General features: G+C 66.9%; 11 protein-coding genes and 1 tRNA gene. 5 read left to right on the forward strand and 7 right to left on the reverse strand.

Annotated features, from left to right (window positions below):
* Positions 1–3: 3 nt before the first annotated feature.
* The 3 genes from NP825_RS08015 to dusB are packed head-to-tail and all read right to left on the reverse strand — an operon-like array spanning position 4 to position 3,508.
* The gene (locus NP825_RS08015) at positions 4–1,422 is read right to left on the reverse strand and encodes a sigma-54 dependent transcriptional regulator (protein ID WP_257550193.1); all 1,419 of its coding nucleotides are present in this window, start codon (positions 1,420–1,422) and stop codon (positions 4–6) included.
* Positions 1,419–2,513, reverse strand: coding sequence for a nitrogen regulation protein NR(II) (locus NP825_RS08020; RefSeq protein WP_257550194.1), 1,095 nt, complete (start codon positions 2,511–2,513; stop codon positions 1,419–1,421). The genes NP825_RS08015 and NP825_RS08020 overlap by 4 nt, the downstream gene beginning before the upstream one ends.
* Entirely contained in the window at positions 2,510–3,508 is a 999-nt protein-coding gene (dusB, locus tag NP825_RS08025) for a tRNA dihydrouridine synthase DusB (RefSeq protein WP_257550195.1), read from the reverse strand. The genes NP825_RS08020 and dusB overlap by 4 nt, the downstream gene beginning before the upstream one ends.
* Before the next feature lie 98 nt (positions 3,509–3,606).
* Between dusB and NP825_RS08030 the strand changes: the two genes are divergently transcribed.
* The 3 genes from NP825_RS08030 (at position 3,607) to NP825_RS08040 (ending at position 6,757) form a co-directional block, all read left to right on the forward strand.
* Entirely contained in the window at positions 3,607–4,785 is a 1,179-nt protein-coding gene (locus NP825_RS08030; RefSeq protein ID WP_257550196.1) for a bifunctional 2-C-methyl-D-erythritol 4-phosphate cytidylyltransferase/2-C-methyl-D-erythritol 2,4-cyclodiphosphate synthase, read from the forward strand.
* 51 nt (positions 4,786–4,836) lie between these two features.
* A complete protein-coding gene (locus NP825_RS08035) occupies positions 4,837–5,346 on the forward strand; it encodes a CinA family protein (protein WP_257551343.1) in 510 nt (169 codons plus the stop codon).
* A gap of 61 nt (positions 5,347–5,407) precedes the next feature.
* Complete coding sequence (locus tag NP825_RS08040; protein ID WP_257550197.1) at positions 5,408–6,757, forward strand: chloride channel protein; 1,350 nt, start codon at positions 5,408–5,410, stop codon at positions 6,755–6,757.
* Here the strand turns inward: NP825_RS08040 and NP825_RS08045 are convergent.
* Together NP825_RS08045 and ettA are read right to left on the reverse strand one after the other, a co-directional pair.
* Complete coding sequence (locus NP825_RS08045; protein ID WP_257550198.1) at positions 6,742–7,146, reverse strand: PaaI family thioesterase; 405 nt, start codon at positions 7,144–7,146, stop codon at positions 6,742–6,744. The genes NP825_RS08040 and NP825_RS08045 overlap by 16 nt on opposite strands.
* A 44-nt stretch (positions 7,147–7,190) precedes the next feature.
* On the reverse strand, positions 7,191–8,870 hold the full coding sequence (gene ettA / locus NP825_RS08050) for an energy-dependent translational throttle protein EttA (RefSeq protein WP_257550199.1): 1,680 nt from the start codon (positions 8,868–8,870) through the stop codon (positions 7,191–7,193).
* Between the two features lie 140 nt (positions 8,871–9,010).
* Between ettA and NP825_RS08055 the strand changes: the two genes are divergently transcribed.
* Positions 9,011–10,375, forward strand: a complete 1,365-nt coding sequence (locus tag NP825_RS08055) for a M20/M25/M40 family metallo-hydrolase (RefSeq protein WP_257550200.1) — start codon at positions 9,011–9,013, stop codon at positions 10,373–10,375.
* Between the two features lie 205 nt (positions 10,376–10,580).
* A complete protein-coding gene (locus NP825_RS08060) occupies positions 10,581–10,925 on the forward strand; it encodes a hypothetical protein (RefSeq protein ID WP_257550201.1) in 345 nt (114 codons plus the stop codon).
* Here NP825_RS08060 and NP825_RS08065 read toward each other — a convergent pair.
* The gene (locus NP825_RS08065; protein WP_257550203.1) at positions 10,918–12,771 is read right to left on the reverse strand and encodes a CshA/CshB family fibrillar adhesin-related protein; all 1,854 of its coding nucleotides are present in this window, start codon (positions 12,769–12,771) and stop codon (positions 10,918–10,920) included. The genes NP825_RS08060 and NP825_RS08065 overlap by 8 nt on opposite strands.
* 126 nt (positions 12,772–12,897) lie before the next feature.
* Positions 12,898–12,974, reverse strand: a tRNA-Pro gene (locus NP825_RS08070).
* Positions 12,975–12,997 lie beyond the last annotated feature (23 nt).

A 12,997-nucleotide genomic window follows, 5' to 3' on the forward strand; every position in this document is an offset into this window, starting at 1 on the left:
GCGTCAGGGACGCGCGGGGTCGATGTCGAGCTGCCCCAGCCGCTTGCGCAGCGTGTTGCGGTTGATCCCCAGCCGGCGCGCCGCCTCGAGCTGGTTGCCGCGCACTTCGCGCAGTGTCCGGCGCAGCAGCGCGGTTTCGACGATCGCTTCGAGCGCACCATGGATCGCGCCGTCCTGATCCGATGCGGACAGCGCCTCGCGCGCCCAATCGTCGACCGCGCGCGCGATCAGGTCAGCCGGGGCGGCAATCGCCGCGCTCTCGCCATGGTCGCGCAGCACCGCCTCGACATCGCGCGCGCCGACCGATGTATCGCGCGACAGCACCGCGAGGCGCTGAACGACGTTCCCAAGCTCGCGGACGTTGCCCGGCCAGTCGTGGCGTTCGAGAAGCTGCATCGCCGCAGGCGCGAATTGCCGGTCGGGAAGCCCGGCATGCCGCCCCGCATCGACGAAATGGCGCACGAGCGCGGCAATGTCGCTGCGCCGGTCGCGCAGCGGCGGCAGCGTGACCGGAATGACGTTGAGGCGATAGAACAGATCTTCGCGAAAGCGCCCGTCGGCGACGAGCGTGCGCATGTCGCGGTGCGTCGCCGCGACGACGCGCACATCGGCACGTAGCGCCTGGCTGCCGCCGACGGTCGAATATTCGTTGCTTTGCAGCACGCGCAGCAGCCGCGTCTGCGCCTCCAGCGGCATGTCGCCGATCTCGTCGAGGAACAGGGTGCCGCCCGCCGCCTGCTCGAAGCGGCCCGCATTGCGGCTGGTCGCCCCGGTGAAGGCGCCCTTTTCGTGGCCGAACAACTCGGCCTCGATCAGTTCGCGCGGGATCGCGGCCATATTGATCGCGACGAACGGCCCGGCGCGGCGGAGCCCGGTCGCATGGATCGCGCGCGCGACGACCTCCTTGCCGGTGCCCGATTCGCCCAGGATCAGCACCGCGAGATCGTTGGTCGCGAGCCGCGCGATGGTGCGGTAGACCGCCTGCATCGCCGGCGCGCGGCCGACCAGCCCGTGGCTGTCGGCCTGCCCCGGATCGGCCTTGACCGCGGGCTGGCTGCTCCGTTCGAGCGCAGCGCGGACGCTCGCGGTCAGTTCCTCGAGGTCGAACGGCTTGGGCAGATAGTCATAGCTGCCGATCCCCGTCGCGCGCACCGCGGTGTCGAGGGTGTTCTGCGCCGACAGCACGATCACCGGCGTGTCGGGATCGACGCCCGCGCCGGGCAGCGAGTCGATGCCGTCGCCGTCGGGCAGCACGACGTCGGTGATGATCAGGTCGACGCGATGGTCCGCCAGCCAGGCATTGCGCTCGCCGATGCTCGAAACCGAGGCGAAGGTGCCGCATTCGGCGTCGAGCGTCTCGCGGATGATCAGCGCGATCGCCGGATCGTCCTCGACGAGCAGGATGGTCTTGCCGCTGCTCATGCGCCCCGCCCCTGTTTCGATACGGCAGGCAGGTGAACGCGGAAGCGCGTCCAGTCGCCGTCGCGGAGATGCTGCGCCGTTCCGCCCATGTCGCGCGCCAGCTTGGCAACCAGCGCGAGGCCCAGCCCCCTGCCCTCGCGCTTCGTGGTGACGAAGGGATCGAACAGGTCGCCGCGAATATCGGCGGGAACACCGGAACCATTGTCGCTGACGCTGACCTCGATCGGCAGCGCGATGCGGCCGCGCCCGTCGCCATTGTCGATCGACAGGCCGTGGCGATAGGCGGTCGCGATCCGCACGATGCCGTCGTCGCGCCCCGCCAACACCTCGCAGCCGTTGGTGATCAGATTGAGCAGAATCTGGACCAGCGCATCATGATTGCCGTGCACCAGCGGCAGCGACGGGTCGAAATCCTCGACGAAGCCGATGCCCGGAAACTGGCGCGCGCGCGCGGTCTCCATCGCCTGATGGATCGGCTGATAGAGGTTGACCGGGCCGCAGGCGATCGGCTGCCCGCGCGAGAAATGCTCCATCTGATCGATCAGCGTCGTGATCCGGTCGACCTCGGCGCAGATAAGGGTCGTGAAACGCTCGCCGCTGGCATCGGCCTTGCGTGCGAGCAATTGCGCCGCGCCCTTGATCCCCGCGAGCGGATTCTTGATCTCGTGCGCGAGCATCGAGGCGGCGGCGCCCGCGGCGCGCCCCGAACGGCCGATCGCGCCGCCCATCAGGTCGGCCTCGCGCTGCGACGGCACGAGCGTCAGGATGCGATGACCGCTGCGGCCATAGGGCACGAGCTGCATGTCGACGAAGACCGACCGGCGCCCGCCGAGCGTGATTTCGGCGCGGTGCGCGAAAAGCGCGGGAGCGGCGGGATCGTTCATCCGCTGGCGAAAGCTGCGGTCCATGCCGATCACATCGTCGATGACGCGCCCGACCATCGCCGCGCGCCCGATATTGCAAAGCTGTTCCGCCGCGGCGTTGACGAACAGGATCACCCCGCCCCTGTCGATCAGAAGCGTGGCGACGGGATGCGACTGAATGATCTCGTCATGGTCGAACATCGGAATGCTCGACGTCAGCGCGCTCACGCGGCCGCCTTGCTCAGATAGGGTCCGTAGAATTGCTCGAGCGCGTCGAGCACACCGCGGCTGTCGGGGATCTGATTGACCTTGTTGCGGAACTCGGCCGAGCCCGGCAGGCCCTTGACGTACCAGCCCAGATGCTTGCGCGCCATATTGACCCCGGTCATCTCGCCATAATGATCGAGCATTGCACGGTAATGCGTTGTGATGATGTCATATTGTTCGTCGACGCCGGGGTCGGGACGCTCACTCTCCCCGCGCAGCGCCGCCATCACCTGCCCGAGCAGCCAGGGTCGGCCATAGGCGCCGCGGCCGATCATCACCCCGTCGGCGCCGCTCTGCGCGATGGCGGCGCGGGCATCATCGGCCGAGCAGATGTCGCCGTTGACGATGACCGGGATCGACACGGCGTCCTTGACCGTGCGGACGAAAGCCCAGTCGGCGGTGCCGCGATACATCTGGTTGCGCGTGCGACCGTGCACGGTGACCAGCTTCGCGCCCAGATCCTCGGCAATATGCGCGAGTTCGGGCGCGTTCAGGCTGTCGACGTCCCAGCCCATGCGCATCTTGACGGTCACCGGCACCGACACCGCTTTCACGCAGGATTCAATCAGCGCAGCGGCGAGCTTCAGGTCGCGCATCAGCGCCGATCCCGCGTCGCCATTGGTGACCTTGCGCACCGGGCAGCCCATGTTGATGTCGATGATCGCCGCGCCGCGATCCTCGTTGAGCTTGGCCGCTTCGCCCATTTCATACGGGGTGCAGCCGACGAGCTGCATCGACACCGGTTCCTCGACCGGATGCCACGCCGCCTTCTGGAGTGACTGGCGCGTTTCGCGGATCGCCGCCTGGCTCGCGATCATCTCGGTGACGTTGAGCCCCGAGCCGTAGCGGCGCACCAGGGTGCGGAACGGCATGTCGGAGACGCCCGTCATCGGCGCGAGGATCACGGGATCCGCGATGGTGATGGGACCGATCTGAATGGGCCGGAGCGGCGCCATGGCGGGGAGCTTTCGTCGAAATTGCCTAAATTTTGAGCACGCCCCTACACGCTAAGCGGCTTTCCCGCAAGTCGCGGCTGCGCTAACCGGCGCGCGACATGGCCGAGTCCTTGCCCCCACTTTCCCCGCGCATCGGGGTCATATTGCTCGCCGGCGGCCGGGGAAGCCGCGCCGGTTTCGCCCGGCCGAAGCAGCTCGAAGCGCTCGGCGGCAAGCCGGTGCTGCGCTGGAGCCTCGACGCCTTCGCCGCGCATCCCGCGATTTCTGCCGGTGTGCTGGTGGCAAATGATGACGTCATGGCGGCGATTGGTGCGCTGCCCGAAGGCTGGATTTCCGCCGATCCCGGCGCCGAACGCCAGCAATCGGTGACTAATGCGCTCGCCGCGCTCGCCGACTGGAATGAGGATGCGATCGTTCTCGTTCATGACGCGGCTCGGCCCGGAGTCGACGCCGATGTCATCGACCGGCTGATCGCGGCCCTGCACAAAAGCGATGCCGCAATCCCCACGCTGCCGGTTCCCGACACGCTGGTCGAGCAGGCGGCTGGCGAAGCTGGCGATGCCGTCGATCGCGCCGTCCTCGCGCGCGTCCAGACGCCGCAGGCGTTCCGGCTCGGCATCTTGCGCCAAGCCCATGCCGCCGCGGCGGGTGAGACCACCACCGACGATGCACAGCTCGTCCGCCACCTCGACATCCCCGTCGCGGTGGTCGCAGGCGATGCGCGACTCCACAAACTGACATATGCCGAGGATATGGCGATCCTTTCCGGGCTCTTGGGGGCAGCGACGATGATGCGAACCGCGGTCGGCATGGGCTATGACGTTCATCGCCTCGTGACGGGCAAGCCGTTGTGGATCGGTGGGATCGAAATCGCGCATAGTCATGGGCTTGAGGGGCATAGCGACGCCGACGTCGCACTCCATGCGATCACCGACGCGATCCTCGGCGCGCTCGCCGACGGCGATATCGGCGACCATTTCCCGCCGAGCGACCCGCAATGGCGCGGGGCCGCCTCGCACCGCTTCCTCGCTTTCGCCGCCGCGCGCGTCGCCGCGCGCGCGGGGCGCATCGATCATGTCGACCTGACGATCATCGCCGAAGCGCCCAAAATCGGCCCGCACCGCCCTGCGATCCGCGCCCGCATCGCCGAAATCCTTGCGATTCCGCTGGAGCGCGTTAGTGTAAAGGCCACAACGACCGAGCGGCTGGGCTTCACCGGCCGCCGCGAAGGGATCGCCGCACAGGCGGTCGCCACCCTGTCACTTCCGGAGAATTGAACCTTGTCGTCGATCGTCGAAACGCGCCAGACCGCGCGTGAAGAGGCCGCCATGTCGGCCCTTGCCGCCAACCGCGCCGCCGCGCGCAAGGTCGCCGTCGCCGAAAGCTGCACCGGCGGCATGGTGTCGGCGGCGCTGACCGACATAGCGGGCAGTTCCGACGTGTTCAGCGCCGGCTTCATCACCTATTCGGGCGATGCGAAGAAGCGCCAGCTCGATGTCAGTGGCGAAATATTGGAAACCTTCGGCGAGGTCTCGCTTGCGACTGCCTGGGCGATGGCAGCAGGGGTGCTGGCGAACAGTGACGCCGATGTCGCAGTTGCGATCACCGGCATTGCCGGGCCCGGCGGGGGATCGGAGAAGAAGCCGGTCGGCCAGGTCGTCTTCGCGCGCGCGCTGCGCGGTCAGGATCCCGACGATTATTTTACCCAGCGGGTACAGTTCGACTCGAAAGATCGCGCCGCCATCCGCCACGCCGCGACCCTGTTCGCGCTCGACCTGCTTCAGCCCGGCCGGGACTCGCTGCGGCCGTCGGAGGATATCGCCCTCCCCGCAGCTTGAGCGGCGGGCCTGAAGACAGGCCGGGGTTGCACTCCCGCCCGCCGGAGGCCAAGGCGCCCGAATGCGGACAAAGCCTATCCTGTCGCGCTTGACCCGCCTGTGGCTGCTGCGCCTGAACCGCCGCGCCCGCAGCGAGGTCGTCGATATCCGTCGCCGTGTCGCGATGGTCAGCGGCGCCGTGCTGCTCGGTATCGTCGCCCTTGGCTTTGCCGCGGCCGGCGACCGGGTTCAGCCGATGATATTCGCTCTCGCCGCACGGCTATGGTGGCTGCCCGTCCTGGTCACCCCCACGGCTTTCGCCCTGATCGTCTGGACCGCCAACCGCTATTTTCCCGAATCGCGCGGATCGGGCATTCCGCAGATCATCGCGGCGGCGCGGCACCCCGAACAGGCCGCGAAAAGCAAATTGGTGTCGCTGCGCACAGCCTGCGCAAAGCTCGGCCTGACGCTCGCCACCCTGGCCGCGGGCGGCTCGGTCGGGCGCGAGGGACCTACGGTGCAGGTCAGCGCCGCCATCATGGTGGCCATGCATCGCCTGCTGAAGGTCCGCATGACCGCCGGCGTCTTCATCGCTGGCGGTGCCGCGGGGGTTGCCGCCGCCTTCAATACGCCGCTGGCGGGCATCGCCTTCGCAATCGAGGAACTGGCCGCGGCCTATGAACAACGCGTCGCGGTTCTGACGATGGGCGCCGTGATGATCGCGGGCCTCGTCAGCCTCTCGGTCGCGGGCGATTATGTCTATCTCGGGGTGATGCGGGATACGCTTCCGGTCACCGACGCGCTGCTGATCGCACCGATCGCCGGGATCGGCGGCGGGCTTGCCGGCGGGCTGTTTGCGAAAATCATTCTTGCCGCGAGCGATCGCACCGCCGGCTGGGCGCGCCGCGCAGCCAGGCGGCCGGTAGTTTTTGCCGCGGTCTGCGGGCTCGTCGTCGCACTGGTCGGGATCACCACCGACGGCGCGACCTGGGGCACCGGTTATGACGTCACCAAATTCCTGGTCGAGGGCAATCAGGGCAAGCTCTGGTTCTTTCCTGCGAAGTTCACGGCCGCGCTCGCTTCGACACTCAGCGGCGCTCCGGGCGGCATCTTCGCGCCGTCCCTCGCGGTCGGCGCGGGATTCGGAAATCTTCTAACGCCCGCTTTTCCCAACAGCCCGGCGGGCGCCGTCGTCATGATGGGAATGGTCGCCTATTTCGTCGGCGTCGTGCGAGCGCCCCTGACGGCCGTCATCATCCTGATCGAGGCGACGGCGGCGCGGGGCGTTATCGTGCCACTGTTCATGACCGCGCTGATCGCCGACTGGACGAGCGCGCAAATCTGTCCGACCCGCCTCTATCACGGCCTGTCGCGGCAAATGCTGCCCGCCAAAAATCCGCGCGCCGATGGCGATCCTCAGGGAATCGCGTAGGTCACATTCGCCTGTCCGACCGGCTTGTCGGCATCGTCGGTCCAGATGCGCACGTCCATCACCGCCAGCCGCTTGCCGAGGCGCAGCATATGCGCGTCGGCGAATACCGGCCCCGGACGGCACGGACGCAGAAACTGATAATTGAGCGCGCTCGTCACCGCCATCGCGACCGGGCCGATATGCGCGAGGACGAGCGCATAGGCCGCCATGTCGGCAAAGCCCATCTGCGTCGGGCCGGAAATCAGTCCGCCGGGACGCAGCGCCTGCTCATTGGGGTCGATCCGCGCGCGGATATGCCCCGGCGCCGCCGAGACGACATGGCCGCGCGAGCCCGGCTTCGCATGGGGGAAGGCGTCCGCCATGAAGGCGTTGAGCGCGTCCGCGTCCATGCGGACCGCGCTCGAAGAGATGGGCGCCTCCCCTGCCATGCCGGTCAGCGCGTCAGCTTCTTGTAGGTCGTCGCGTGCGGACGCGTCGCCTCGTCGCCGAGGCGACGGATCTTGTCTTCCTCATAGGCCTCGAAATTGCCCTCGAACCATTCGACATGGCTGTCGCCCTCAAAGGCGAGGATGTGCGTCGCGAGGCGATCGAGGAAGAAGCGGTCGTGGCTGATGACCACCGCGCAGCCCGCGAAATTCTCCAGCGCTTCTTCCAGCGCCGCGAGCGTTTCGGTGTCGAGGTCGTTGGTCGGTTCGTCGAGCAACAGCACGTTGCCGCCGGCCTTCAGCATCTTCGCCATATGGACGCGGTTGCGCTCGCCGCCCGAAAGCTGGCCGACCTTCTTCTGCTGATCGGTGCCCTTGAAGTTGAAGGCGCCGACATAGGCGCGCGTCTGCATCTCGTGCTTGCCGATCGACATCATGTCGTGACCGCCCGAGATTTCCTCCCAGACATTCTTGTTCGGATCGAGCGCGTCGCGGCTCTGGTCGACATAGCCGAGGCGAACGGTATCGCCGATCGCGACGCTGCCGTTATCAGGCTGTTCCTGTCCGGTGATCAGCTTGAACAAAGTCGATTTGCCCGCGCCGTTCGGCCCGATGACGCCGACGATGCCGCCGGGCGGCAGGGTGAAGGACAGGTCCTCGAACAGCAATTTGTCGCCATAGGCCTTCGAGATGCCCGTCACCTCGATCACCTTGCCGCCGAGGCGCTCGGGCACCTGGATGACGATCTGCGCCTTGCCGGGGGTCCGGTTTTCCTGCGCCTCGACAAGCTGGTCGAAGCTCTTGATACGCGCCTTCGACTTGGCCTGACGCGCTTTGGGCGACTGCCGGATCCATTCGAGCTCGTCGCGGATCGCCTTCTGGCGCCCCTGATCCTCGCGCGCCTCCTGTTCGAGTCGCTTGCCCTTCTTGTCGAGGTAGGTCGAATAATTGCCCTCGTAGACGAAGTAGCGGCCGCGATCGAGTTCGAGGATCCAGTTCACGACATTGTCGAGGAAATAGCGATCGTGGGTGACGAGGATGACGTTGCCCGGATAGTCGACCAGATGCTTTTCCAGCCATGCGACGCTTTCCGCGTCCAAATGGTTGGTCGGTTCGTCGAGCAGCAGGATCGACGGCTTTTCGAGCAGCAAACGGGTCAGCGCGATACGGCGCTTTTCGCCGCCCGACAGATTTTCGACGCTCCAGTCGCCGGGCGGGCAGCGGAGCGCCTCCATCGCGATTTCGAGCTGGTTGTCGAGCGTCCAGCCGTCGACCGCGTCGATCTTTTCCTGCAGCGTGCCCATTTCCTCCATCAGCGCGTCGAAATCGGCATCGGCGGGCGGATCGGCCATCAGCGCGCTGATCTCGTTGAAGCGGTCCATCATGTCGGCGACCGGGCGCACCCCATCCATGACATTTTCCTTGACCGTCTTGTTCGGATCGAGCTGCGGCTCCTGCGCCAGATAGCCGACGGTGATGCCCTCGCCCGGCCACGCTTCGCCGGTGAAATCCTTGTCAATGCCGGCCATGATCTTCATCAGCGTCGATTTGCCGGTGCCGTTCGGGCCGACGATGCCGATCTTGGCATCGGGATAGAATTGCAGGCTCAGATTGTTGAGCGTCGGCTTTTGCGCGCCGGGATAGGTCTTGGTCAGACCCTTCATCACGAAACTATATTGGGCGGCCATCGATATGCTCCGAACAGAGGCTGGGCCGCGCGCTCGCGGCCGGAAGAGTTGGGCGCCGGTTAGCGAAAGGGCGCGGGGTTGGCAATCATTGGGGCAATCGAGGCTTGCGAGGGGCGGAGGCGGCCCGCTAGGACTGCGTCATGACAGGCTCATCCACCCCCGCCCGCCTTGTCGGGATCGCCGCCCTGCTTCTCGCAACCGCCGCCAGCGCCGCACCGAGCGCAGTCGACCTCGCGCAAAGCGGCGACGACCCGGCCTGGTCGATTACCGAGGATCTGACCACCGAAATCGGCCCGCGGCCCGCTGGCAGCGATCGTGAAGCCGCGGCGCGGCGCTGGGCCGTCGACCGGCTGAAGGCGATGGGCTTCGCCAATGTCCGCGAGGAAGCCTATCAAATGCCGGTATGGCAGCGCGGCGCGGAGGAGGCCTGGCTCACCGCGCCCTTCCTGCCGCAGAAGCTGACCGTCGTCGGGCTCGGCAACAGCGGCGCGACCGGGCCGAAGGGGATCGAGGCGGAGGTCGCCTATTTCGACGGCTATGACGCCCTCGTCGCCGCGCCCGACACGGCGGTGAAGGGCAAGATCGTCTTCGTCGACAATCAGATGAAGGCGGCGCAGGACGGCAGCGGTTACGGCTATTTCGGGCGCGGGCGTTTCATGGGGCCGAGCGTGGCGGCGAAGAAGGGGGCGCTCGCCATCGTCATCCGTTCGATCGGCACCGACAGCCATCGCATCGCGCACGCGGGCGTGACCAATTTCGACGACGGCGTGACCCCGATCCCCGCCGCCGCCATTTCCGGCCCCGACGCCGACCAGCTCGTCCGCCAATGGCAGCGCCGCCCGGGCGCGCTGCGCCTGAAGCTGCTGCTGACGCCGCGCCGGCTGGAGCAGCAGGCATCGGGCAACGTCATCGCCGAGGTGCCGGGAAGCGATCCCGCCGCGAGTCCGGTGATCGCCGCCTGCCACCTCGATAGCTGGGACCAGGGCACCGGCGCGATCGACGATGCGGCAGGCTGCGGGATCATCGCCGCTGCGGCGAAGCACGTCATGGCCGCGGGCCAGCCGCGCCGCACGATCCGCATCCTCTGGGCGGGCGCCGAAGAAGTCGGCGGGTTCGGCGGCAAGGCCTATTTCGATGCGCATGGCAAGGAACGCCACGCCGCCGCGCTCGAATCCGATTTCGGCGCCGACCGCGTCTGGCGCGTCGATTTCAAGCTGCCCGACAGCGCGAAACCGCTGACCGAGCGGATCGCGGCGGCGCTCGCGCCGCTCGGCATCACGCCCGGCAGGACTCCCGCCAGCGGCGGCACCGACATCGGCGCGCTCACCGCCGCCGGCACGCCGATCGTCGACCTGCAGCAGGACGGCACCCGCTATTTCGACATCCATCACACGCCCGACGACACGCTCGACAAGGTCGATCCGGCGCAATTGCGACAAAATGTCGTCGCCTGGACCGCGACTTTGGCGATTCTCGCGAACAGCAGCGATTCCGAGCTTCCCTGATTGTTTCGGGGAAATGACAGTTTTCTGCGCGCACGGGACATCTCAATTATTTTTGTTGACGATTCACGCGGAAAGGCTAAATCCCGCCGCTCGCGGGACGGGAAAGTTTCCCCAGCGCGGAAAGGCATTTTAGGGAGCCCACACATCATGAAGAAGTTTGCTGCTATCGCCGTTGCCGCCAGCATGTTCGCCCTCGCCGCTTGCGGTGAGAAGGCTGCTGACGAAGCTGCCACCACCGAAGCTCCGGCTGCGGACGCGGTTGCTGAAGAAGGCGCCGACGCCGCTGCTGCTGGCGCCGATGCCGCCGCTGCTGGTGCCGACGCTGCCGCTGCTGGCGCCGACGCTGCTGCCGCTCCGGCCGCTGCCGACGCCGCTGCTGCTCCGGCTGCTGCCGCTGCTCCGGCCGCTGACGCCAAGGCTGCTGCTCCGGCTGAAGAAAAGAAGTAAGTCGCAGCCCTTCGGGGCAATGACTGAAACGAACAAGGGCGGTCTTCCTTCGGGAAGGCCGCCTTTTTCGTTGCCCAAAGCCTATTTGCCCCAGCTTATTTGATCTGGGCCTGGATGCTGATCGTGAAGCTGGTCGGAACGCCGGTCGACCCCGCCATCGTGCCGCGCGGCCGCAGGCAGACATATTTCACCGCCGGATCATAGGACGCGACCGGCGTATAGGTGCAGGCGGCGAAGCTTGCAGGGCGGGTCGCCGAACTGGAATAGCGAATATCGGTCGCGCTGCTGAAGGTCAGCCCGCTCGTCGGCGATCCCTGCGTGAAAAGCGGATTCGCCGCCGTCCCCACCGAAATCTGAAGCGGCAGCGTATCGACGATGAACATGCTGTTGTTGTCGACCGACGCCGGCCCGCTGTTGCGGACTTCCAGCGTGTAACGCACGATGCCGCCCGGGATCGCCTTGGGATCGATCGCCCCGTTGACGGGATCGGAGACGAGCGCCGACGTCTTGGCAATGTCGAGCGTCGCGTTCGATGCCCGTTTCGTGTTGGTGATCGTGCAGTTGATGACGTCGCCCATCTGCGGCGTCACGCTGCCGCCGACGACGGTCGGCAGCACGGTCGATGAGGAGGCGCCGTTGGCGCAGCTCAGAACCGCCGAATATTGGCCGAGGCTGGTCGTTCCCGCTGGCGCCTCATCAAAGCTGTAGGCGGTTCCCGCGGCGACCTGCGTCTGCGCGGTCGACGCATTGCCGACGCTTGCTCCGGTGCCGGTCGTGGTCATCGTCGCGGTGACCGTCGCCCCTTGCGCAATGGTCATCACGAACTGGTCGCCCGCGAACTGGCGCCCCGACGCCGCCAGCGCCTTGGTCAGGCGGAGATGCGGATAGGGCGTCTCGGTAAAGCTGCACTGGACGGCATCGCCAAAGCGCAGCGTGCCGAAATCATAGGAGGTGGTGACGACGCCGTTCGGCATGACGGTCGGCGAGCCCGATGCGGCGTTGCTGCACGTCAGCGTCGAGCGATATTGGCCGAGCGCGCTGCTGCTACCCGCTGCCATCGCCTGGTTCAGCGTCAGCGGGATCGCCGCGGTGCTCGACAGGGCGGCGGCGGTGAAGGGCCCCAGCCCTGCCCCGCTCGACGTGCCCGACGCCAGCACCGTGCCGCTGCCGGTGATCGAAAAGGCGAACTGGTCGGCCGCGTTAATCCGCGTTCCCGAAATCTGGGTGTTGAGCCGGATCGAGGCGAAGCGCACCGCGAACATCGCCCCCTGGAGCCCGCCACCGACCATCGTGGTCGTCACCTGCGTCGGTGAGGTCGACCCCATGATATAGGCGCCCACCGTCCCCGCAGCGCCGCTTTCGGTGAAGCTGCTCGTCCCGACCCCCGAGACCGAAGGATAGGTCGATCCGCTGATCGGCCCCGCGCGGTCGAGTTCCTGCCAGCCGCCGCCGTTGGTCTGAAAGCGCAGCGATTCATTCTCGTTGCTCGACTCGCCGTCGGCGGCGACGAACATGAAATTGCTGATCGTTCCCGACGCCGGCGGGGTCAGCGCGATGTTCGAGATCGTCACCGTCGTCGTGCCCGCCGCGGTCTGATAGAGGATCGGACGTCCCGCGATGCCGAGAAAGGCCGTGTTACCGACCGCCGCCCCGGTCCACGACGGTGCCGCCGCAGATGTCGCCGCCGAACCCGAAACCTTCAGCCGAAAACTCATCACCGTGCCGTCGGGCAAGGTGTAGGAAAAAGCCTGTCCGTTCGTGCCCCGCGCGGTCGTGTCGTTGTAGCTGCCGAGATCGAGCCAGCAATAGGTCTGCCAGTCGGCGGGCCCGGTCGATCCCTGCGACGTCGCATAATAGCAATTGGCCGCAAGCGCGGGGCTCGCGGCGCACAGCGACGCGAGCCCCGCGCATAGCGCCGCAATCCATTTCCCCGGACGGATGCCCACCATCTTCAAATGCCTTGGTCCCATTTGCGAGGGACCGCCATAAAGACAAATGTTTATCAGCGCGTTAAGGGTGATTGACGCGCGTTCAGGACGCGCAGCCCGTGCAATCACGGGGCCTTTTGGGGAAGCTGGTCGGGGAGACAGGATTCGAACCTGCGACATCCTGCTCCCAAAGCAGGCGCGCTACCGGGCTGCGCTACTCCCCGACCGTGCGGGCGCCTTAGACAGG

The organism is Sphingopyxis sp. DBS4 (assembly GCF_024628865.1).
Classification (GTDB): Bacteria; Pseudomonadota; Alphaproteobacteria; order Sphingomonadales; family Sphingomonadaceae; genus Sphingopyxis.